The following is a 22,323-nucleotide window of genomic DNA, read 5'->3' on the forward strand; positions in this document are numbered from 1 at the left end:
TAAGTGAACAGTTTCCGGTCAGGACTTCGGCATCAGCTCGGCGATGTCGGCATCGGTAGGCGCCTGGAAGTTGTATTTCTTGAGCAAGGCGGCGTATTCAGGGGTGGCGCTGAACTTCTTGATGCCTTCGATCAAGGCGTTCTTGACCTCGTCATTGCCCTTCTTCACACCAAAGCCGTTCAACACCGGGTAGATCAAGGTATCGGAAGAAATCACCACGCGCCCGCCGAGTTTTTCCACTGCGCCACGGGCCACGGCCGCATCGGTGATCTGCGCTTCAACAGCATGAGCCAGCAAGGCCTGGGTGGTTTGCGGGTCGGTACTGTACTCGCCGATCGCGATCGGCTTCAGCCCTTTCTTCACACAGTACTCATCCGACAGCTTGTGCATCTGCGCCAGCCAGGAGGTGGCGCCCATCGAGCCGATCTTGTGGCCGCAGAACTCTTCAGGGGTCTTGGGCTGGAAGTCGCTGCCCTTGAGCGTCAGGATCGACTCACCGCTTTTCAGGTAGGGAATCATATCGATGACTTTCACCCGTTCGGCGGTGATGTACATCGAAGAGTTGGTCACGTCGAATCGCCCCGCCTGCAGGCCGGTGATCAGGTTGGGAAAGCGCGTGTCGAGGGTCTCGACGGTGCGCCCCATGGTCTTGGCCAGGCCATCCATGAATTCGATATCAAAGCCGGCGGGCTTGTTGTTATCCATGTATTCATAGGGAAAGAAGGTCACATCGGAACCTGCGACGATTTTCCCGTCTTTCTGGAAAGCCGAAGCCGCCAACGACGTCATTGCAACCGCAGCGCCCAGCAGGCACACGGCAATAGGGCGAGCAATCATCTGAAACGCTGTCATGGTAATACCCTGCAAGGTGAGAAGAAGGTTAGGCAGTGACTGAATCCTGGCCGGCCTGTTGCACAAAGAAAGAGGCGCCACGGGGCTTCTGCGGCAAGCGCAGGTGGTTTTCCGTGGAACGCACCAGCCCACTTTCTTCACCGGCCACTATCAGGCCGGCGTGCGCGCTGGGCAGCGGGTTTTCGCCGAATGGAAGCGCGTCTTCAGCGGCGTAGACGCTGATGAACAGGGTGCGCGGCAGTTCGGTCTCGTTAGGGCTTGAAGCGTGCAAAAGACGGGTGTGCATGAAGCACACGGAACCGGCCGGGCCATAACAGGCGACCGGGTCGTGGCACAGGTCGTCGACCACCGTGTCGTCCACCGAACCGGTGAAACGCTGGTCGTGCCAGTGGGACCACAACGGGCCTTTGTGGCTGCCGGGAATCACATTCAACGGGCCATTCTGCGGTGTGACTTCACTGACCATCAGCAAGGCCGTGACGATGTCGTCATTGCTGTGGGGCGTGAACAGGAAGTCCTGGTGCCACTTCACCTGCGTGGCGGTGTGGGGCAGTTTCGAGTTGATCTTGCTGTGATGAAAACGCGTGCCGCCGCCCCCGATCAGTTGCGCGGAGATCGCTGCCATCCGCGAATGCAACGCCACACGCTGGTATGCCGGCGAAATTTCGGTGGGCGAACTCACTCGGCGCAGCGAGGGATGATCCGGGCGATGGTCGCCTTCCAGGTCGAAACGCGCACGGCCATCTGCCGTTTCACCCCAGCCCTGTTCGTGGCTGCGGCTGTCTTCTACCCACTGGTCGAAGTCGTGCTGCAACGCGGCGACTTCTTCAGCCGACAGCACGTCTTGCACCACCAGAAAACCGTCCCGGTGAAACTGTTCAATTTGCGCTTGCTCGATCATGTTGTGGCTCTCTTGTCGCTCGAACGTTAAAGGGGTTACGCCAGCGAGACGTCCTTGAGGAACGCCTCCACACGTGGGTTTTCGCCGCTGCGCAGCGCCTGCGGCGTGTCGTCGCACACCACACGGCCTCTCTCCATGAACACGATCCGGTCGGAGACCTTGAACGCGAAATTCATCTCATGGGTGACGATCACCATGGTGATGCCTTCCTGGGCCAGGGCCTCGATGACCTGCAGGACTTCGTTGACTTTTTCCGGGTCCAGGGCCGAGGTGGGCTCGTCAAACAGCATGATTTGCGGGCGCATCATCAGGGCGCGGGCGATGGCCACGCGCTGCTGTTGGCCACCGGAAAGCTGATGCGGGTACTTCCAGGCGTGATCGAGCATGCCGACCTTGTGCAGCAGCGCGTAGGCTTGTTGCTTCAGCTCATCCAGCTTGCCGAGGTGGTGGTACTTCGGCGCCATCAGCAAGTTGTCGAGCACGCTCAGATGCGGGAATAGATTGAAGCTCTGGAACACCATGCCGATGTTCAGGCGATGCTCGGCGTGCTCGACATACTGCGGCTTCTGCGCGCCGACTTTGTTCAGGTGAATAAAGGGTTGGCCGTTGATCTGGATCTCGCCGTTGTCCAGTTGCTCAAGACCGTTGAGCAGGCGAATCAGGGTGGTTTTTCCGGAGCCCGAAGGCCCGATCACCGACACTACTTCGCCGGGCTGGATCTGCAGGTTGACCGAGCCCAGTACCTCTACATCGTTGTAGGCCTTGTGCAGCAGGCTGGCCTGCAGCGCCGGGCCTTCGGTACTGACAGGGCGTTGCAGGGCGACGTGCTGTCGGGTCGCCAGCGCCAGCACCTCGGCATCAGGTACCCGGGACACGTTGCGTTGATTGACGTCGAGAAAACGCTCGAGCCGTTTGAGCAGGAAGTCGAACACCGTGACGATGAACACGTAGAAAAAAGCCACCGCCGCCATCGTCTCGATCACCAGGAAATTCTGCGAATACAGGCGCTGGCCGACCATCAGGATCTCGGTCAGCGAAATCACCGACACCAACGAGGTCAGCTTGACGATGGAGATGTATTCGTTGGCCAGCGACGGCAGCGCCACCCGCAATGCCTGCGGGATCACCACCCGCCACTGGATCCCGAAAAACTTCAGCCCCAGTGCCCGGGCGGCCTCGCTCTGACCTTTGGGAATCGACAGCAGGCCGCCCCGGTGAATCTCAGCGACATAGGCGGTTTCGCAGATCACCAGCGCCAGCAGGCCGGCCCAGAACGGGTCCGCCAGAATCACCGACGTGGCGGGAATCGCCTGTGGCAGGTTGTAGATGAAGATCAGCAGCACCAGCAGCGGCAGGCTGCGGAACAACCAGATATAGCCACGCGCCGGCAGGCTAATCAGCGCGTGCTTTGACTGCTTGGCCAGGGCCAGCAGGAAGCCCAGCGCGATACTCAGGACCCATGTCAACGAACTGAGCTGGATGACCGTCCATGTCGCCCGCCAGAACTCGGCATCGGCCAGCAAACCAAACATGTAATTCCAGTTGAAAGTCATCGTCACTGTGCTCGACAAAAAAAATGAAAATGCCCACCGAATGCTCAACGTGAAGGTCGAACCCTGATCTGCACCGATGGATTGAGATTCGTGGGGAGAGGCCCTTGGGGTCAATTCGTAAAAGCCGGCCTATTGGGTAGGGAGAACCTACGCAGCGTCACCGTTCCCTGGGTGACGACTGGACTGGTAAAACAGCCTGTCTCTTAATGGGGCGACACCTCGCCCATCAGGCAATCAGCGCCACATCTTGGTGCGAAGCAAACGCGATCCCCTGTGGGAGCTGGCTTGCCTGCGATAGCATCGCCCCGGTGTACCTGGAAGACCGAGGTGCCTGCATCGCAGGCAAGCCAGCTCCCACAGAAAAGCAGGAAAGCACGCGGCTCAGCCCGCGCCGTTCAGGGTGCGCACCGCATGGGCATCAAAAAAGCTCGGGGCCGCCATGCCCGGGATGTACTGGTCTGAAACGAACATGCGGCAACGCTCGGCAAACGCCGACACCACGCGGGACAATTGGGTATTGCTCGCCGTGGCATAGCCCAGCTGCATGGGCCGGTGCGGGCCGGACAAGCGCAGGCGGATCAAGCGCTTGCCGTCCTGGGAAAGATTGGCTTTGGGCCGGGCATTCGCGAAGGAATAGCCGATGCCATTGGCAACCATCGAGCGCACGGTTTCAAGGTTGCTGGAGCGCATGATGATGTTCGGTGTGGTACCGGCCTGCATAAAGAAGCTGAGGAAATATTCCCGACTCCAGGGCGTGTCCAGCAGCACCACCGGGTAATCCTCAAGGTCGAGCATGCTCACCGCCGACAGGCTTGCGAGCGGGTGGTACTCACCCACCATCACATACGGCGGTAATTGCGCCAGCGGCTGGAAGTCGATGTCGTCACTGGTCACCAGGTCGTAGGTCAGGGCGATATCGATCTCGGCGCTGCGCAGTTTTTCCAGCATTTCCTCGTGGTTGCCCTCCACTTGCGTGAGGCGTACACCTGGAAACGCGCGGCCAAAACCAAACACCAGCTCAGGGGTGATCATCGGCGCCAGCCACTCCAGGCAACCCACCCGCAGCGGTCCGCGCACGGTGTTCAGCGACTCGGAAGCGATGGTGTAGAGGTTGGTCATCTGCTCCAGGATCAGCTTGGCCTCCTGCATCACCTGGCGCCCCACTGCCGTGAGGGAAATGCCCTGGGCGTGATGCCGCACAAACAGCTGGATGCCCAACTCGGCCTCCATGTGGGTGATCGCAGCCGAGATAGACGGCGACGACACATGAATGCGCTCAGACGCCGCACTGATGCTGCCTGCCTCACCGGAAGCCACGAAATATTCCAGTTGGCGCTGGGTAATACGACTGAGCATCACGCCTCCACATCATCAATAAGCTGACGCCAAGCCGGCGCCGCCTGCCTCAAACACAGCGTTGCATGGTTCATGCCGATTGCTGTTTTAGCCCGACGCTGACGCCGGCGGATGGCGCTTCGGTTTTGCCTAAGCATTACCTCGCGCAAATGCTGGTTTCGCGCGGGCGAGGCCAATGTGAAGCTGGATTTATTCCGCGCCTCATGAGTTGCCAGCAATGCCCACCCATACCCGTATCCGCATGTTCAACACCAAGCAGACCTACCCCAACCAGGCGCTGGACAACGACCTGTGCCAGGCCGTGCGCGCCGGCAATACCATTTATGTACGTGGCCAGATCGGCACGGACTTCGACGGCAACCTGATCGGCCTCGGCGACCCGCGCGCGCAAGCCGAACAGGCAATGAAAAACGTCAAGCAACTGCTGGAGGAAGCCGGTTCCGATTTGTCGCACATCGTGAAGACCACCACCTACCTGATCGACCCGCGCTACCGCGAACCGGTGTACCAGGAGGTCGGCAAATGGCTCAAGGGCGTGTTCCCGATCTCCACCGGCCTGGTGATTTCGGGTCTGGGCCAGCCGGAGTGGTTGATGGAGATCGATGTGATTGCGGTGGTGCCGGATGACTGGAACCCCAACCAGCAACCATGAGCCACCTGGAGCTTGCCATGCCCCGCACTGTGTATTTCCTCAACGGCCCCAACGCCAACCTGTACGGTCTGGACAAGAACGGCACCTACGGCAGCGAAAGCTTCGCCAGCATCGAAGCGTGCTGCCAGCGCCACGCTATCGAACTGGGCCTGACCCTGGATTTTCGCCAGAGCAACCATGAAGGGGTGCTGGTGGACTGGATTCAGGAGGCCCGGCTCAACGCCGACGCGGTGATCATCAACGCCGCCGGCCTGACCTACAGCTCGGTGCCGATTCTCGATGCGCTGCTGGCGTTCGACGGCCCGATCATCGAAGCGCACATGAGCAACATCTGGAAGCGCGAGGCTTTCCGTCATCACTCCTATGTGTCCAAAGCCGCCACCGGCGTGATCGCAGGCCTCGGCGCGCTGGGCTACCGCCTGGCCCTGACGGCGGTGGCCGAGCTGCTGGAGGCCGATTGAAGGGCTTTGGTTTTGCCTAACCTCTACGTTCAAAAAGCATAATTTCCGGCTGGCGGTTGCTTGATCACACTGATACCGGTCGATGGTCGCTTATCTTTAGGAAGCTCACATGTCAGTTGAAAAGATCAACACCCTGGTGGTGGGCGCAGGCCAGGCGGGGGTCGCCATGAGCGAGCATCTGTCACTCATGGGCGTGCCGCACATCGTGCTGGAGCGTAACCGCATCGCCGAGCGCTGGCGGTCCGAGCGCTGGGACTCGCTGGTCGCCAACGGCCCGGCCTGGCACGACCGTTTTCCCGGCATGAAATTCGAAGGCATTTCCCCCGAGAGCTTCCCGCCGAAAGAGCGCATGGCGGCCTACTTTGAAGAGTACGTGAACATGCTGAAGGCTCCGGTGCGCACCGGGGTTGAAGTGCAGCAAGTGGAACGCCACGTGGGTCGCCCCGGGTTCAAGGTGACCACCTCGGCGGGTGTGATCGAAGCCACCAACGTTGTTGCGGCGACAGGCCCGTTTCAACGTCCGTCCATTCCGAATCTGGTGCCCGCACACGCCACGGTTCAACAGCTGCACTCCTCGGCCTACAAGAATCCCGGCCAGTTGGCCGAGGGTGCTGTGTTGGTGGTGGGCGCTGGCGCATCGGGTTCACAAATTGCCGAGGAACTGCAAAAGGCCGGCAAGACCGTGTACCTCTCGGTGGGCGAACACTATCGCCCTCCTCGCTCGTATCGTGGCCGTGATTACTGCTGGTGGCTGGGCGCGCTGGGCTTGTGGGACGAGGTCAAAATCCAGCCGAAGAAGAAGCATGTGGCGTTTGCCGTCAGTGGCTATGAAGGCGGCAAGACCGTCGACTTCCGCCGCCTGGCGCACATGGGCATTACGCTGGTGGGTGTTACTCGGTCGTGGAATGAAGGCGTGATGGAGTTTGAGCCCGGCCTGGCGGCTAACGTGGCTGAAGGTGACCGTGCCTACTTTGATGTACTGCGGGATGCCGACGCCTATATCGAGCAGAACGGCCTGCCGTTTGCGCCGGAGCCTGAGGCGTGGGAATTGTTGGCTGACCCGGAGTGCCTGGTGAATCCGATCCTGAGCCTGGATTTGGCTGAGGCCGGTGTGACCACGATTCTGTGGGCCACGGGTTTCAGTTTTGATTTCAGTTGGTTGAAAGTGAATGCGTTCGACGAGAAAGGTGAGCCTTTCCATAAGCGCGGGATTTCGGCGGAAAGCGGGATTTACTTTTTGGGTTTGCCGAACCTGGTGAACCGCGCGTCTTCGTTTATCTACGGGGTTTGGCATGATGCGAAGTACGTGGCCGACCATATTGTCTTGCAGAATGAGTACATGGCCTATAGCAAGCCGTGAGGTGCCTTGCTCCATTGCCTACAGTTGCGTCAGAATCCGCCGGCTTGTGCGCTTGGGGATGGGGCTCTAAGGTTGCTCGGTCGCTGAAACCTCAGTGATCGGGTTTAGTAGCCCGAAGTATTCTAGGCAATGTGCATAAGCATCATCTGTCAGACGTCTTTGTCTGTGTTTAATGGTGGCTGTGTGCAGGGCGCCCTCGGGCGCGCCGGTTTTGTCTGGAATATCCGCTCTACTAACCTGCACACAGCTGCCACCTTTCGTTTAGTAGCGATAAGGCGGGGACCAAAATGGAGCATCCAGACAATGTTCAAGGTTACCCCTAATCCTACGGGAACTTCCGATCCAAAACTCCACCAGGCCGCCCAGCGCGCCATGGATCACTACCTCAATCCCAGTTCCAAACCCGCCCCAACGCCCTCAGCCCTGTTCAGCGTTCCCAGCCTCAGCTTTTACTCGTTCAACTCACCCTCACCGAGGGTAATTTGCTTGTGGATCATGGCAGCACACGCACAGCTTGTTGCCATCAGTATCTCGAAAATACGCGCCGTAATAATCGGGGTGGTAGTGAGGCCTTAATCCAGGCTCTCCTTCACATATCCCGCCGAGCGCCAACGCCGCTGTATAACTTCTTCTAACCGCTTCCCGACTGGGTGCAAGTAGCCCCACCATCTGCCCATTCCCAGGTGCACTCGGTTTGCCATCAAATGGCGCCCCAATGACGAAGATCGGGCGAGGTTCGGTTTCAGCCACCCAACCGGCCCACGGTTTATCCGCATCGCAAAATTTCAATCTGAGGCCCAACTCAGCCATCACCTTCGAATAGAAAGCAAAAGCCCGATCAAAATCACCTGTACCTAAAAACACATGGGAAATCATGGTGGCTACCTTGGGGCGATGAATGCCCATGAGTCTTGCGCGAAATGATTGCTGGCGAAAGCCTGATGACTCCGTCCGGCATATGTACGGCTCCCCTCCCCTCATACGCTCATAAAAACCGCAAATCCCAACAATCCGTAGGGTGCCGCCCGGCATTTCGTCAACCCATAATGGGCTTACAACAATAAAGGGGCTCACCCCGGGGCGTGTAAGCCATGTACAGAGACCATATCGTCAAGACCCGCATGACGGACAGCGCGGTATTCATGGGCGCGGTGGCCGTGGTGATTTTCATCATCACGCTCGCCTGCGGCGTCGGTGAAGGCCGCCTCTCCCACTTGATGGGCCCCATCGTTCTCGACCTGAAGGCACCACTGGCACGAGATATTGCAGTGGGCGGCACGTTCACCCTGACGGTGGTGCTGAACCTGTTCATCCTTGGCCGCTTTCCCTTGCGCGCGCAGATCATCACGGTCTGGTGCGAGTTGCTGGTGCTGTTCCTGTTGTTCTTCGACACCTTCAACCTTTCCTACAGTTTCATCGCGACCAAAATCGGCTTCATGATCACCCAGGGGGTGTTCACGACCGTCTACGTGTCGGCGATTTCGATTGCGATTGCGTTCGTCCTGGCGCTGCTGGGCGCCACCGCGCGCTTGTCTTCCAACGGCTTCGCGATTGCGATTGCGAGCTTCTACACCTCGTTTTTCCGCGGCGTTCCGCTGCTGATCCAGATCTATCTGATTTACCTGGGCATTCCCCAGCTCGGCTATGTCGTCGGGGCGGTTCCAGCCGGGATCCTGGCGCTCTCGCTGTGTTATGGCGCCTACATGACGGAGATCTTCCGCGCCGGTATCAGCAGCATCTCGCGGGGCCAGTGGGAAGCCTCGCGGGCGATTGGCCTGAACCCGTTCCAGACGATGACCCGGGTGATTCTCCCGCAGTCCATGCGCTTGATCATTCCGCCAACGGGCAACCAGTTCATCTCGATGCTCAAGGACAGTTCGCTGGTGTCGGTGATCGGCGTCTGGGAGCTGATGTTCCTGGCACGAACCCAGGGACGTGCCGAGTTCCGGCACCTGGAAATGCTGATCACCGCCGCCGTGCTGTATTGGCTGCTGTCGATCGTGCTGGAAACCGTCCAGGCCCGCCTGGAAAAGCACTTCAACCGCGCCCATCGCTGAACCAGGAGCATGACGATGAATCAGCCCTCAATAGTCCCTGCTCCATACCCTGCAATATCGATCCAGGACATGCATAAATGGTATGGCGATTTTTATGTGCTCAAGGGCATCGACCTGCACATTGCCAGCGGTGAAATCGTGGTGGTCTGCGGGCCGTCGGGCTCCGGCAAGTCCACGTTGATTCGCTGCCTGAACCTGCTGGAAGACTTCCAGAAAGGCCACGTGTTCATCGAGGGCACCGAGTTGACCCGTGATGCCGCCTGCGTGGCGGGCATACGGCGCCAGGTCGGCATGGTGTTCCAGCAGTTCAACCTGTTCCCGCACATGACGGTGCTGGAGAACCTCATGGTGGGACCGCGTCTGGTGAGCAAGCTCAGCGAGCCCCAGGCCCGCGAACTGGCCTATGAATACCTGGATCGGGTGCGCATCGGGAACCAGGCCGACAAATACCCCAGCCAGCTCTCGGGCGGCCAGCAGCAGCGCGTCGCCATTGCCCGGGCCTTGTGCATGCGCCCGCGCATCATGCTGTTCGACGAGCCCACGTCGGCCCTTGACCCCGAGATGGTCAAGGAAGTGCTGGACGTGATGGGCGAACTGGCCCAGGACGGCATCACCATGGTCTGCGTCACCCACGAGATGGGATTCGCCCGGCGGGTGGCCGACCGAATCATCTTCATGGATCAGGGCTGCATCATCGAGCAAGCCAAACCCACCGAGTTTTTTGACAACCCGCAGCACGAGCGTGCCCGGGAATTCCTGTCGCAGATTCTCAGCCACTGAGCAGCACCGTCGAACCTTGCGAAGTCACCGATAAAAACAACAGGCACCGCACTCAAGATACTGGAGGCTTACCCATGATCTCGTTCACTCGCTTCTTCACCGCAGCCGCTGTCGCCACCGCCCTCACCAGCCTCACAGGCGCGGCCTGGGCGGGCTCGACCCTCGACCGCATCCATGAAACCAAGGTGATCAAGGTGGCCACGTCGGCCAACTGGCCACCGCAATCGTTCCTGGGCCCGGACAATAAGCTGCAAGGCTTCGATATCGACGTCGCCAGCGAAATCGGCAAACGCCTGGGCAGCAAAGTCGACTTCGTGACGCCCGAATACGGGATCATCACCGCCGGGCGCTGGTCGAGCCGCTGGGACCTGTCGGTCGGCTCCATGACGCCTACCACCGAGCGCACCCGGGTGCTCGACTTCCCCGCGATCTACTACTACACGCCGTATGTATTCGCGGTGCACAAGGACGCGGCCGAGACCAAAGTGGCGGACCTGAACGGCAAGATCATCGGCGTCGAAGCCGGTACGACTTCGGAGGACTATATCAACCGCCGCCTGAAGATCGACGCCGCCGATGTGCCGCCGTTCACTTACGAAGTCACCCCCGGCGAGGTTCGCACGTACGGCGACAGCATGGGCCCGCTGGATGACCTGCGCATGGGAGACGGGGTGCGGCTGAACGCAACCCTGTCCGCCCTGCCCACCATCGTCGCCGCCGCCGTCAAGAATGGCTACCCCATCGTCAGGGTGGAAGGCAAACCCGCCTACTACGAACCCCTGGCCATCGCCGTGGACAAGGGCGATGAGGCGTTCAACAGCGCGCTGACCAAGATCGTCGCCGACATGAAAGCCGATGGCACGCTCAAGCAATTGTCAGAGAAATGGTACGGCGCCGACCTCACCCAGGTGCAGTAACCCCCCCCACAGGCCGTACAGGCGCCCCGTCCCCGACGCGGCGCGCTGTATGCCTGCGCCGCGAAAAAAGGACGACCGACTTCATGTACACCTATAACAACAATTACTACACCGCCACGATGCGCGACACGACTGAACGCCAGGCGCTGTGTGGCAACGCCCGGGCCGATGTGTGCGTGATCGGCGCCGGGCTGGCGGGGCTGAGCACGGCGTGGGAACTGGTCTCCCGCGGGCAGTCGGTGGTGCTGCTGGATGCCGGTCGCGTGGCCTGGGGAGCGTCGGGGCGCAACGGTGGCTTCGTGCTCCAGGGCTGGTCCGAAGGGTTGGCCGCCATCGAGCGACGCTGCGGCAAACCGACGGCCGCCGCGCTGTTCAAACTGTCGCTTGAAGGCGTCGAGATTGTTCGGGGCATGATCGCCCATCATCAGTTGCCCGGCTGCACGCCAACCCCGGGAAAACTGAGTGTGGTGCGCTACGAAGATGGCGACAACCTGCAGCGCGTGCGGGACAAAATGGCCGCGGATTTCGACTTTCACCTCGACTATCTTGATCGCCAGGCGGTGCGCGAAAAGCTCAAGACCGAGCGGTATTTCCAGGCGCTGCGCGACAACCATGGCTTTCACTTCCACCCCTTGAACTATTGCCTCGGCCTGGCCCGACTGATCGAGCAAAGTGGTGGCAAAATCCATGAACGCTCGCCCATGACCGCCGTCGAAAGCCGCAACGGGCGACACCGGGTCATCACCGATCAGGGCACTGTCGATTGTGCCCATGTGGTGTACTGCTGCGGCGGCTATGGGGGGCCTGAGTTCGGCAAATTACGCCGCGCCTTCCTGCCGATCGCGACCTATGCGGTGCTGACCGAGCACCTGGGCGATCGCCTGGCCGAGGCGGTCTGTACCTCCGATGCCGTGGGCGATAACCGCCGGGCCTCGGACTATTACCGCATCGTCGAGGGCGACCGCCTGCTCTGGGGCGGCCGCATTACCACGCGCAACCTGCAGGATGAGAAACGCCTGGGGCAATTGCTGACGCAGGATATCCTCGACGTTTATCCGCAATTGCGCGGCATCAGGATCGACAAGGCCTGGTCCGGGTTGATGGGTTATGCGCGGCACAAGATGCCGCACATTGGCCCGCTGGGGCAGGGATTGTGGGCGTGTACATCATTTGGTGGCCATGGTATGAACACCGCGCCGATCGGCGCACGCGTCATCGCCGAGGCGATCTGCGGCGAAACCGATCGCTACCGCCTGTTCGATGCCTACGGTCTGGAATGGAATGGCGGCCCCCTGGGCCCGGCGGCCGCACAAACGGTTTACGCCGGCCTGAAAATGATGGATATGTTTCAGGAAAAGCGCTCGCAACACAGGGCGACTCATAAAAACTGAACCCCAGCGAGGGTCAAGGACGTGTCCATGGATACGCAGAATCCCGGTCCACTGTTTAACCTCACCGACAAGGACAGGCAATTGCTTGGCCTGCTGCAAGCCAACGCACGCGAACCCACCGCGTCATTGGCCCGCAAGCTCGGGGTCTCGCGCTCTGCGGTGCAGGAGCGGATTACCCGCCTGGAAAAGGCCGGCGTCATCACCGGCTACAGCGTGCGCATCGACCAGGACCGACTTCAGCAGACGGTGACCTGCTTTACCATGACCTCCTGCACCAACAAGAGCTACACCGATGTGATGACCTCGCTGCGCAGGATGGAAGCGGTGCAGGCCGTTTACGCGGTCTCGGGAGAGTCCGATTTCATCATTCACCTGGCCACCGCCACCCTGAGCGAACTCAATGCCGAGCTCATCAGGATCAACATGATCAAAGGGGTGGCGCACACCGCTTCGCATATCGTGATGGAAACCAAGTTCAGCCGGAAACTGATGGTGTGAAGTGCTGCCGGCCGTGGGAAACCGCGCGCCTCACGCTCCGCCTCGGCTGCCATAGAGACTCGGCCACCTGACAAGTCATTCCTTGCAAAATAATTCGCCTCAACGCAATATTAAAAGCAATTGCTTGGTTAATTACCTCAAGCCTGACGCTTAGCCCTTCGCCGGCTTCCATACCGCGAACGCATTACAAGGAATCGTTGATGCAAACCCAAGACAGCAGTTGGGGCGAGTTGCTTAGCGGCAAGAACGCCACGCGCTCCATTGCCCTTTCAGGCGGCATCGCGCTGTATGCCACCAACACCTACATCGCCACCACCATCCTGCCGTCGGTGGTGGCCGAAATCGGCGGCCTGGCGCTTTATGCGTGGAGCACCACACTGTACGTGGTGGCCTCGATCCTCGGTTCCGCCCTCACCTCCAAGCTGTTGCAACGCACCGGTCCACGGCTGGCGTATGCGCTGGCCACACTGGTGTTCATGGTAGGCGTGCTGATCTGTGCTCTGGCGCCGAACATGCCGGTGATGCTCGCGGGGCGCTCCATCCAGGGGTTGGGCGGCGGGGTCTTGCTGGCCCTGTGTTACTCGATGATCCAACTGGTGTTCGAAGAGCGCCTGTGGCCGCGCGCAATGGCACTGGTGTCGGGGATGTGGGGCGTGGCGACGCTCGTCGGGCCGGCGGTGGGTGGCGTGTTTGCCGAGATGGACGCGTGGCGCCTGGCCTTCGGCTCGATGGTGCCGGTGAGCCTGGCGTACATGGTACTCACCAGCCGCGCCCTGCCCCCGCGCGACACCACGGCGACCGCCACCGCCCGTTTGCCGGTGCCGCAACTGGTGCTGCTGGCGGGCGCGGTGCTGGCGGTGTGTGCCGGCAGCGTCTCGGCGCTGCCGAGCTGGAACCTGTTGGGTATCGCCACCTGCGTCGTGCTGGTGGTGCTGTTAATCCGCAAGGAGTCCAGCGCCACCGTGCGTCTTTTGCCCCGGGATGCATTGAAGTTCAGCACCCCGCTCTGCGCGCTTTATGCGACCACCTGTCTGTTGGTGATCGGCATGAGCAGCGAGATCTTCATGCCGTACTTTCTGCAGCACTTGCATGGCCAGTCGCCGCTGATCGCCGGTTACATGGCCGCGCTGATGGCGGCCGGCTGGACGGTCTCGGAAATCATCAGCTCCGGCTGGACCGGCCGCGGTCCACATCGCGCCATCATCGCGGGGCCGCTGTTTATCGTGGCGGGCTTGATGATGCTGGCGATCACTACGCCCATCGCCAGCCAGGGCGAATGGACATTGCTGGCCCCTATCTGCCTGGGGCTGTTCCTGGTGGGGTTCGGCATCGGCCTGGGTTGGCCGCACCTGCTGACGCGCATCCTGCAAGTGGCTTCGGAACAGGACAAGGACACAGCCGCTTCGTCGATCACCACCCTGCAACTGTTCGCCATGGCCATGGGCGCGGCGCTGGCGGGGGTGATCTCGAACATGGCGGGCATCAATGAAGTGGCGGGCAATGGCGGCATCACCCATGCCGCGCGCTGGCTGTTCGCGCTGTTTACCCTGGCACCCGTGTTGGCGCTGTTGATGGCGCTGCGGGCAACGCGGACAAAGCCGATCGAAGGCGCGCCCCTCGACCTTGGAATCGTCCAACCAGCCCCCATAACTAGCGAGGTATCCAACAAGGGGAAGCACAGACCATGACCAACCCGACCGAAACCGCCCTGCTCGCCGGCGGCTGCTTCTGGGGCATGCAAGACCTGCTGCGCCGCTACCCCGGCGTGCTGCACACGCGGGTCGGCTACACCGGCGGCGATGTGCCGAATGCCACGTATCGCAACCACGGCAACCATGCCGAAGCCATCGAGATCGTCTTCGACCCGACGGTGATCACTTACCGGCAGATCCTCGAGTTCTTTTTCCAGATCCACGACCCCAGCACGCCCAACCGCCAGGGCAACGACCTGGGCCCCAGCTACCGTTCGGCGATTTATTACCTGAGCGAACAGCAACGCGACATCGCTGAAGACACCGCAGCGGATGTGGATGCCTCGGGGTTGTGGCCAGGCCGTGTCGTGACGGAAATTGAACCGGCGGGGCCGTTCTGGGAAGCGGAGCCGGAGCATCAGGATTACCTGGAGCGGATTCCGAATGGCTACACCTGCCACTTCATCCGACCCAACTGGAAGCTGCCGAAACGCGCCTAAAAATGTGGGAGCGGGCTTGCTCGCGAAAGCGGTGTGTCAGTCAGCAAGTTCTTCACTGACCCACCGCCTTCGCGAGCAAGCCCGCTCCCACATAAAGCAGTTCCTACACAAAGCGCCTCCCTCACAAGGCGCATTTCCCTCAGCGCATTTGCAGAATGATCGGGCTGCTGCTCGCCGGGCCCGTGTGCTCACGCAACTTGCCCACCGCCTTGGCATCCACCGCCCCACCCTGATTGCCCCAGGTGCCGCGCACAAACGTCAGCACTTCAGCAATCTCCTGGTCCGACAACTGCTCACGGAACGCCGGCATGCGATAAGCGTCCGCCACATTGGCCGCCACTACGCGCTGCGAGCCATTGAGGGTGATGTTGATCGCCGAGGCGTCCTCCTTGGCCAGTGCGGAGGTGGCGCCCGCCAGCGGCGGCATCCAGTCCGGTTGCCCTTTGCCTTCCAGCCCGTGGCACGAGGCGCAGCGGGTCACATAGGTATGCGCACCCGGCGCATCCAGGCGTTGCGCAGCCGACACCGCCTGATACTGCCAGGCCGCACCGTCGCGCTGCTCGTCGCCCGGCAACGACCGCAGATAGCGTGCAATCGCCGCCAGGTCATCGTCGCTCATGAACTGCGTGGAGTTGTTGAACGCCTCGGTCATCGAGCCATAAACCACCGCATGTTTGTTGCGACCGGTCTTGAGAAACTGCACCACTTCCGGCTCGCTCCAGCGCCCCAGGCCGGTGTTGGGATCATCCCGCAGGCTCGGTGCGTACCAGCCGTCGAGCAAGCCACCGGCCAGGTACGGCTTGCCACTTTCATCCAGTGCCTTCTCGTTGAAGGCCAGGCCCCGTGGTGTGTGACAACTGCCGCAATGCCCCGGGCCCTGCACGATGTAGGCGCCCCGGTTCCACAGTTCATCCTTCCCGGCCTTCGCGACATACGGCTTGCTGTCGGTAAACACGCCGTTCCACAGCGCGATCGGCCACCGCATATTCAATGGCCACGGGATCGAACTCTTGATATTGGCCTGCTGCACCGGCGCCACGCCCTTCATGAAGAACGCGTACAGGGCGCGCACATCATCGTCGCTGAGCTTGGCGTAGGACGGATACGGCATCGCCGGATACAGGCGGCGCCCACCCGGCGCGACACCCTGGCGCACCGCGCGGTCGAAGTCGGCGAGGCTGTAGCTGCCAATGCCGGTTTCCGGGTCTGGCGTGACGTTGGTGGCGTGGATCGCCCCCAGCGGCGTGGCCATTTCCAGGCCACCGGCAAAGGGCTTGCCGTTGGGCACGCTGTGGCACGCCACACAGTCGCTGAGCCGGGCGACATACTCGCCTCGGGCGACCAGCGCCGGGTCCGTGGCGACGGGCTCGGCCCCCAGCGGCGAGACAGGCTCGCGGGTGACATACCAGGCCAGCAGGCCTGCGGCGACCAGGCACGGCAGCGCCAGCCAGCCAACGGTTCTTGCGAATCGACGGTTGTTCATAAGTGCTCAGGCCCCGGTCAGGTGAAGGAGTGGCGGCTTAACGGCATGCTGCGAACACGCTGCCCGGTCAACGCCGCGACGGCGTTGGCCACGGCAGGCGCCACGGCGGGCAGCGGCGGTTCGCCAATACCGCCCATTTTTTCCCCGCTCTCGATCACGCGCACGTGCACCCGGGCCATCCGCGAAGGCGGCAGCACCGGGTACAAATCGTAGTTACGCGCTCGAGGCAAGCCGTCCACATACACCGCTTCCTCCAACAGCACCTGGGACAAGCCCAGCGACACCGCCCCATTCACCTGCGCCTCGACAATCGCCGGGTTGACGATGCTGCCCGGGTCGACTGCCTGCCAGATGTCATGCACCTTGACCTGGCCGTTCTCGATCGACACCTCGGCAATCACCGCCGTCTGGGTGCCGAACGGTGACGCCATCGCCACCCCGCGTGCGCGCTTGCTGCCGTCCTCGGCAACAAACGGCCCACGTTTCCAGCCACCCGACAACTCGCCCACCGCCTTCAGCAGAGTGGTCAGCCGCTGGTTATCCCGCAACAGATGCAGGCGCAACTCGAACGGGTCCTTGCCACCCTTGTCGGCCAGTTCATCCAGGAAGGATTCGTAGAAAAAGTCATTCAGCGAATTGCCCACCGAACGCCAGTAGCCCAGCATCACCGGGCCCTTCACATAGATCTGCGCGATACGCTTGTTGGGAATCGCATAGGACTTGCCGGACAGTCCCTCAAGGGCCGTCGGGTCGAGCTTCTCGCCCTGCTTGCCCGCCAGGGCCTCGGTCGGTCCCTCCGTGGCGCTCACCGCTTCAATCGCCACCGGCCAGCCGTCGCTGTCCAGCGCCCCACGGAAATTCACCGCTGCGACCGGGCGCAGCACATCCCGCAGGAATTCTTCTTCGCGGCTCCAGATTAACTTCACCGGGCGCCCCACCGCCTTGGCCAACTCGATGGCCTGCGGGTAAGGACTGGCCGAGTCATACAGGAAGTGCCGCCCGAAAAAACCACCCAACAACGGCGAATGCAGGGTAATCCGCTCCGGGGCCAGGCCGGTGCGCTTGGCGATATCGGCCAGGAACATGTCCTGCGCCTGATTCGGCAGCCAGATCTCCAGCGAACCGTCAGGGTTGAAGCGCGCCAGCGCCGAAGGCGGCTCCAACTGGGCATGGTGCAGGTACTGGTTGTGGTAAGTGGCTTCGACCCTGGTCTTGGCATTGGCCAGCGTGCCGGCCACGTCGCCCTCGTTCTCATCATCACGGGCCGGGCCGGTTTCTGCGGCCAGGCGCTTGAAATGCTCGTCGCTGGAAAAGTCCTTCGGCATCCCGCGCACCTTGGAATCAGCCGTCGGCTCCAGCCAGTCGACCTGAATCGACTCCACCGCACGCTTGGCATGCCACCAACGCTCGGCCACCACCGCCACCGCACCGGGCAGGCGATGCACCGAATGCACGCCCGGCATGGCCTTGACCTGGTCTTCGTTGCGCAGGCTGCCCACGGTCATGCCGAGTCGGGGCGCATGCTGCACGGCGGCATGGAGCATGCCGTCGACCTTCATATCAATGCTGTACAGCGCCTTTCCGGTGGACTTGTCATACGCATCGAGACGCTTCACCGGCTTGCCGATCCAACGGAACTGGCTTGGGTCGCGCAGCTTCACACTGGACACATCCGGTACCGGCAGGTCCATCGCCCGCCCGGCCAACTCGCCATACGCAAGGGAACGCCCGGACGCCGCGTGTACCACCTTGCCCGGCTCGGTCGACAGCTCGCTCACCGGTACCTTCAGCGCCTGCGCCCCGGCCTCCAGCAACATGGCCCGGGCCAGCGCACCCAGCCGGCGCATCGTGGGGTAACTCATCCGCACCGACATACTGCCGCCGGTGATGCGCATGCCGTTCTCCATCACCACAAAGGCTTCACCGGGCGGGGCACACTCAACCAGGAACGTGGCCGGGTCGGCGTCCAACTCCTCGCCGACAATCTGCGCCATCGCGGTGAACGTGCCCTGGCCGCCTTCGATAAACGGGCTGAGCAAACGAATCGTGTTGTCCGGGCGAATCTCCAGGAAGGCCGGCACCTGCGTACCGCGTTCGGCCGTGGCCGCGGCGGTGGCCGCCTGCACTCGGCCAGACCCCAGCGGCAGGCCAAAACCGATCACCAGCGCGCCCACGGCCGTACTGGCCAGGAAGCGACGGCGGGACAGGTTCACCGGGTCAGTCAGCGCCGCGACCAAGGGCAGCGCAGTGGGATCAATGCGAATGTTCATCAGGCCTCTCCCTTCTGCGCAAGGTCATGCACGGCGGCATGAATGGCGTTATAGGTGCCACAGCGACAGAGGTTGACCATGGCGGCCTCGATCTGCGCATCACTGGGCTTGGGCGTGTGCTTGAGCAGCGCGGTGGCCGCCATTACCTGGCCGGATTGGCAGTAGCCGCATTGGGCGACCTGGTATTCGACCCAGGTGGCAACGACCCGCTTGCCGACGTCATCGGACTCGATGGCTTCGATGGTGGTGATTTCGCGGCCGACCACGCCGGAAACGGGCGTGACGCAGGAACGCACGACATTGCCGTCCACAAGCACCGAACACGCACCGCATTGCGCCAGGCCGCAGCCGTATTTGGTGCCGGTCATGCCCAGGTTGTCGCGGATGACCCAGAGCAGGGGCGTGTCGGGTTCGGCGTCGACTTGGTGGGTCTGCTGGTTAATTCGTAATTCCATGGCTCACCCGCTGATCATCGGTTGGTGTTGCATTTTTTAGTATTTTTAGACGGCAAGACGGGGCCTCGCCGCTGGGCATCGATGGCCCGTCTGGTTCGCGCGCGCGTGGTTTGACTAGTCTAGCGGGCGATGGGAATGACTTTAGACCCTGGTTCATCAAGGCGCTATGCAGGGGTGGGCAAGATCGCAGGATTAGGCAAGCATTCAAGAGGATTGCGTCAGGGGGAGCGGCCCGTGGTGTCAGTGGCGGTCACGCCGGGTGGTGTTCCACCAGAAAGTCGACAAATGCCCTGACCCGCGCAGGCATCGCCGCGCCGCCGACGAACACCGCGTGAATCGGCTCCTGGTCTCCGGGGTTGTACGCTTCAAGCAACGGCACCAGATCACCGCTGGCCAGGTCATCTGCCACGCTGAATGCGCCAATGCGTGCGATGCCGGCACCCAGCTTGGCCAGCTGGGACAATACCTCCCCGCTGTTACCCTCGATCGTACCCGACACCTGCAGCGAAAAATCGCGCCCGTCCACGCGAAACGGCCAGTCGGGCGCTGCCCGGCGGAAGTTGAAACGCAGGCAGTTGTGGTTGAGCAAATCCTGCGGCAGCCGCGGCGTGCCATGACGCGCCAGGTAGTCCGGGGAAGCCACGATCACCTCGCCGATGGAGCCGATAAGGCGAGCGGTCAAGGGGCTGTCGGCCAATTGACCGAAGCGGATTGCAACGTCCGCTTGCCCGCCCAGGATATCCACCACCTCATCCTCCAGCCGCAACTCAACCACGATGGCCGGGTAGCGCGCGCTGAACGCGGCAACCAACGGCACGATCGACAGCCGCCCGTGTGCGAGCGCCGCGCTGACCCTCAGCCGCCCCCGTGGCGCGCCCTGGTCGGTGATCGCATCCTCGACTTCGGCCATGTCCGCCAGGATCCGCCGGGCGCCGCGCAAATACGCTTCGCCTTCGGCGGTGAGCGTGATCGCCCGGGTGGTGCGCAGCAGCAGGCGGGTGCCTATGCGCCCCTCGATGCGGGTGATGATGCGGCTGATGGATGACGGCGTGAGGCCCAGCACCCGAGCCGCCCCCGAGAGACTGCCCTGCTCCGCGACCATGGCGAACACCGCCATCTCCCCCGACCGACCGCCTATGTCCACTTGTGATCTCCACGCAAAGCTGTAGTGCCCTGCCGAGGGCTACCGCCTGAAAAGTCGTGATTGTAGCATTTGATACAAAGATGAGGAGTCACCTTATGCGTATCAACCCACCCCTTGTAGCACTGTCCATCGGCGCCTTCGGCATCGGGGTCACCGAGTTTGCCCCCATGGGCATGTTGCCCGGGATCGCCGCCGACCTCGGTGTTTCCATTCCCGCCGCCGGGCTGCTGGTCAGCGCCTATGCCATGGGCGTGCTGATCGGCGCCCCGATCATGACCCTCGCGACAGCCAGGGTGGCGCGCCGGTATCTGCTGGTGGGCCTGATGGCCATTTTCACCCTGGGTAATCTGCTGTCCGCCCTGGCCACCGACTACCAGACCCTGATGGTCGCCCGGTTGGTGACATCGCTGAATCACGGGGCATTCTTCGGCATCGGCTCCATCGTGGCAGCGAGTGTGGTGGCGCCCGACAAACGCGCGGGGGCCGTCGCCGCGATGTTCCTCGGGCTGACCCTGGCGACCATCGGTGGCGTGCCCCTGGCAACCTGGTTCGGCGAGAACTTCGGCTGGCGTACGGCGTTCTGGGGCATCAGCGGGCTGGGGGCGTTCGTGATGGTGGCCCTGTGGTGGGCGCTACCGAATACGCCCGCTCCAAAAGGGGGAAGCCTGATGGCCGAAATCCGCGTACTGGGCCGCGGGCCGGTGCTGGCAGCGCTGGCGTTGACCGTGGTGGGGTCCAGCGCCATGTTCACGGTGTTTACCTATATCGCGCCGATTCTGCGGGATGTCACCCACGCCTCGACCAACTTCGTCACCGCAATGCTCGTGCTGTTCGGGATCGGCCTGACCCTCGGCAACGTCTGGGGCGGCAGGTCTGCGGACCGTTCGGTGGACCGCACCCTGATAACGTCGCTCGTGGTCCTGATTGCCGTGCTGCTGGCCTTCTCTGTGCTCATGCAATGGCCGCTGCCCGCCGCCTTGTCGATCCTGCTGTGGGGCGCCGCCAGCTTTGCGCTGGTACCTCCCCTGCAGATGCGCGTGATGGAAGCCGCCAAGGATGCGCCCAACCTGGCCTCGGCGATGAACATCGGTGCGTTCAACTTCGGTAACGCCATTGGCGCGGCGCTGGGGGGAGCAGTGATCAACGCAGGGCTGGGCTACCCGGCCATTTCGCTGGCTGGCGCGATCATGGCGGCCCTGGGTTTGCTGATGGTGCTAGGCCTTGGCTGGCGCTCGCGGCGCGCAGGTTCACGTATCTGCCAGGAACCGGCGCAGGCATAAAGACAGCCGCGCTTAAACGCCCCCCTATACCCTCCCCTCTGAAAAGCCCCGAATCCCGGGGCTTTTTTGCGTCTGCCTGGCCGCCATCCATCGCTGCAAAAAATTTCAACTAGTGACTTTCATTATGAAATCCACTGTGCAATATTACTTGCGTAATATTTAGCAACAGTTCCCGGAGCCCCTCATGAAGAAAGCCAGCTTCCAACCCATGTCCTGCCCGGTCGCCCGTGCCCTGGAGCACATCGGTGATGGTTGGAGCCTGTTGATCCTGCGTGATGCGTTCTACGGGCTGCGCCGTTTCGACGAGTTCCTGCAGAGCCTCGGGATCGCCTCGAACACCCTGACCCGCCGCCTGAATGCGTTGGTGGCCGGCGGCTTGCTGGAACGGCGCCCGTACCAGGACAACCCGCCGCGCCATGAGTACCACCTCACCGAAGCGGGCCGGGACTTGCGCCAGGTCATCCTCACGCTGATGGCCTGGGGCGCGCGGCATGCCGAGGGCTCGACCAAGGTGTTTCTCGCCGACGAGGCCACCGGGCGCCCGGTGGCGCTGGCGTTGATGGATGCCAACACCGGCAAACCCATCACCCGTGCGGGCCACCGCGTACATGTCAGCGCCGATGCCGAACCGCTGACCCTGTGGCGCGCACGAACCGGCCGGGCCTACGCCGAAAAAGACCAGTTGGTCAGCCCCTTCCCCCACTAATACTCAACGAGGTCAT

At 62.1% G+C, this 22,323-nt stretch carries 21 protein-coding genes; 12 read left to right on the plus strand and 9 right to left on the minus strand.

The genetic code is table 11. The features are described from left to right. Positions 1–18: 18 nt before the first annotated feature. The 4 genes from HX805_RS22120 to HX805_RS22135 form a co-directional block, all read right to left on the minus strand. On the minus strand, positions 19–852 hold the full coding sequence (locus HX805_RS22120; RefSeq protein ID WP_177028418.1) for an ABC transporter substrate-binding protein: 834 nt from the start codon (positions 850–852) through the stop codon (positions 19–21). A 28-nt stretch (positions 853–880) separates the two neighbouring features. Beyond that, positions 881–1,753 (minus strand): phytanoyl-CoA dioxygenase family protein, encoded by an 873-nt coding sequence (locus HX805_RS22125; RefSeq protein ID WP_003215632.1) that lies wholly within the window; start codon positions 1,751–1,753, stop codon positions 881–883. A 35-nt stretch (positions 1,754–1,788) separates the two neighbouring features. Further along, positions 1,789–3,306, minus strand: coding sequence for an amino acid ABC transporter permease/ATP-binding protein (locus HX805_RS22130; protein WP_177028419.1), 1,518 nt, complete (start codon positions 3,304–3,306; stop codon positions 1,789–1,791). A gap of 381 nt (positions 3,307–3,687) precedes the next feature. Beyond that, positions 3,688–4,662: a LysR family transcriptional regulator gene (locus HX805_RS22135; protein WP_008434694.1), complete on the minus strand. Its 975-nt coding sequence runs from the start codon at positions 4,660–4,662 to the stop codon at positions 3,688–3,690. A 217-nt stretch (positions 4,663–4,879) separates the two neighbouring features. Here HX805_RS22135 and HX805_RS22140 point away from each other — a divergent pair, with 217 nt between their 5' ends. The 3 genes from HX805_RS22140 to HX805_RS22150 all read left to right on the plus strand — a co-directional run bounded on the left by HX805_RS22140 (position 4,880) and on the right by HX805_RS22150 (position 7,135). Beyond that, a complete protein-coding gene (locus HX805_RS22140) occupies positions 4,880–5,314 on the plus strand; it encodes a RidA family protein (protein WP_003215629.1) in 435 nt (144 codons plus the stop codon). 17 nt (positions 5,315–5,331) lie between these two features. Beyond that, positions 5,332–5,775, plus strand: coding sequence for a type II 3-dehydroquinate dehydratase (locus tag HX805_RS22145; RefSeq protein WP_023658744.1), 444 nt, complete (start codon positions 5,332–5,334; stop codon positions 5,773–5,775). A gap of 109 nt (positions 5,776–5,884) precedes the next feature. Continuing rightward, positions 5,885–7,135, plus strand: coding sequence for an NAD(P)/FAD-dependent oxidoreductase (locus tag HX805_RS22150; RefSeq protein ID WP_177022103.1), 1,251 nt, complete (start codon positions 5,885–5,887; stop codon positions 7,133–7,135). Between the two features lie 468 nt (positions 7,136–7,603). Here the strand turns inward: HX805_RS22150 and HX805_RS22155 are convergent, their stop codons facing one another. Beyond that, the gene (locus HX805_RS22155; RefSeq protein WP_102368782.1) at positions 7,604–8,011 is read right to left on the minus strand and encodes a VOC family protein; all 408 of its coding nucleotides are present in this window, start codon (positions 8,009–8,011) and stop codon (positions 7,604–7,606) included. A gap of 215 nt (positions 8,012–8,226) precedes the next feature. Between HX805_RS22155 and HX805_RS22160 the strand changes: the two genes are divergently transcribed. The 7 genes from HX805_RS22160 to msrA all read left to right on the plus strand — a co-directional run bounded on the left by HX805_RS22160 (position 8,227) and on the right by msrA (position 14,969). Then, on the plus strand, positions 8,227–9,192 hold the full coding sequence (locus tag HX805_RS22160) for an amino acid ABC transporter permease (protein WP_008434702.1): 966 nt from the start codon (positions 8,227–8,229) through the stop codon (positions 9,190–9,192). Positions 9,193–9,207: 15 nt separating this feature from the next. Continuing rightward, the gene (locus tag HX805_RS22165) at positions 9,208–9,972 is read left to right on the plus strand and encodes an amino acid ABC transporter ATP-binding protein (protein WP_023658742.1); all 765 of its coding nucleotides are present in this window, start codon (positions 9,208–9,210) and stop codon (positions 9,970–9,972) included. A 74-nt stretch (positions 9,973–10,046) separates the two neighbouring features. Continuing rightward, on the plus strand, positions 10,047–10,889 hold the full coding sequence (locus HX805_RS22170) for a transporter substrate-binding domain-containing protein (protein ID WP_177080258.1): 843 nt from the start codon (positions 10,047–10,049) through the stop codon (positions 10,887–10,889). A gap of 83 nt (positions 10,890–10,972) precedes the next feature. Further along, entirely contained in the window at positions 10,973–12,280 is a 1,308-nt protein-coding gene (locus HX805_RS22175; protein WP_008434708.1) for an FAD-binding oxidoreductase, read from the plus strand. A 27-nt stretch (positions 12,281–12,307) separates the two neighbouring features. Continuing rightward, on the plus strand, positions 12,308–12,778 hold the full coding sequence (locus tag HX805_RS22180) for an Lrp/AsnC family transcriptional regulator (protein WP_003215617.1): 471 nt from the start codon (positions 12,308–12,310) through the stop codon (positions 12,776–12,778). Positions 12,779–12,978: 200 nt separating this feature from the next. After that, entirely contained in the window at positions 12,979–14,466 is a 1,488-nt protein-coding gene (locus HX805_RS22185) for an MFS transporter (protein WP_177117312.1), read from the plus strand. Next, a complete protein-coding gene (gene msrA / locus HX805_RS22190; protein ID WP_087693735.1) occupies positions 14,463–14,969 on the plus strand; it encodes a peptide-methionine (S)-S-oxide reductase MsrA in 507 nt (168 codons plus the stop codon). Before HX805_RS22185 ends, msrA begins: the two co-directional genes overlap by 4 nt. A gap of 139 nt (positions 14,970–15,108) precedes the next feature. Here the strand turns inward: msrA and HX805_RS22195 are convergent, their stop codons facing one another. From HX805_RS22195 to HX805_RS22210, 4 genes are all read right to left on the minus strand, one after another. Beyond that, a complete protein-coding gene (locus HX805_RS22195) occupies positions 15,109–16,452 on the minus strand; it encodes a cytochrome c (RefSeq protein ID WP_003215611.1) in 1,344 nt (447 codons plus the stop codon). A 17-nt stretch (positions 16,453–16,469) separates the two neighbouring features. Next, positions 16,470–18,722, minus strand: coding sequence for a xanthine dehydrogenase family protein molybdopterin-binding subunit (locus HX805_RS22200; RefSeq protein ID WP_177028422.1), 2,253 nt, complete (start codon positions 18,720–18,722; stop codon positions 16,470–16,472). Continuing rightward, positions 18,722–19,177 (minus strand): (2Fe-2S)-binding protein, encoded by a 456-nt coding sequence (locus HX805_RS22205; protein ID WP_003215609.1) that lies wholly within the window; start codon positions 19,175–19,177, stop codon positions 18,722–18,724. Before HX805_RS22205 ends, HX805_RS22200 begins: the two co-directional genes overlap by 1 nt. Before the next feature lie 250 nt (positions 19,178–19,427). After that, positions 19,428–20,321: a LysR family transcriptional regulator gene (locus HX805_RS22210; RefSeq protein WP_177036115.1), complete on the minus strand. Its 894-nt coding sequence runs from the start codon at positions 20,319–20,321 to the stop codon at positions 19,428–19,430. Between the two features lie 95 nt (positions 20,322–20,416). Between HX805_RS22210 and HX805_RS22215 the strand changes: the two genes are divergently transcribed. Together HX805_RS22215 and HX805_RS22220 are read left to right on the plus strand one after the other, a co-directional pair. Beyond that, positions 20,417–21,601 carry an MFS transporter gene (locus HX805_RS22215; RefSeq protein ID WP_177080259.1) on the plus strand — a complete coding sequence of 395 codons (1,185 nt, stop codon included), beginning with the start codon at positions 20,417–20,419 and terminating at the stop codon, positions 21,599–21,601. A 184-nt stretch (positions 21,602–21,785) separates the two neighbouring features. Further along, the gene (locus tag HX805_RS22220; protein ID WP_177039835.1) at positions 21,786–22,307 is read left to right on the plus strand and encodes a helix-turn-helix domain-containing protein; all 522 of its coding nucleotides are present in this window, start codon (positions 21,786–21,788) and stop codon (positions 22,305–22,307) included. The last annotated feature ends 16 nt before the right edge of the window (positions 22,308–22,323 follow it).

It is taken from the genome of Pseudomonas sp. G5001, from assembly GCF_013385475.1.
Taxonomy (GTDB): Bacteria; Pseudomonadota; Gammaproteobacteria; order Pseudomonadales; family Pseudomonadaceae; genus Aquipseudomonas.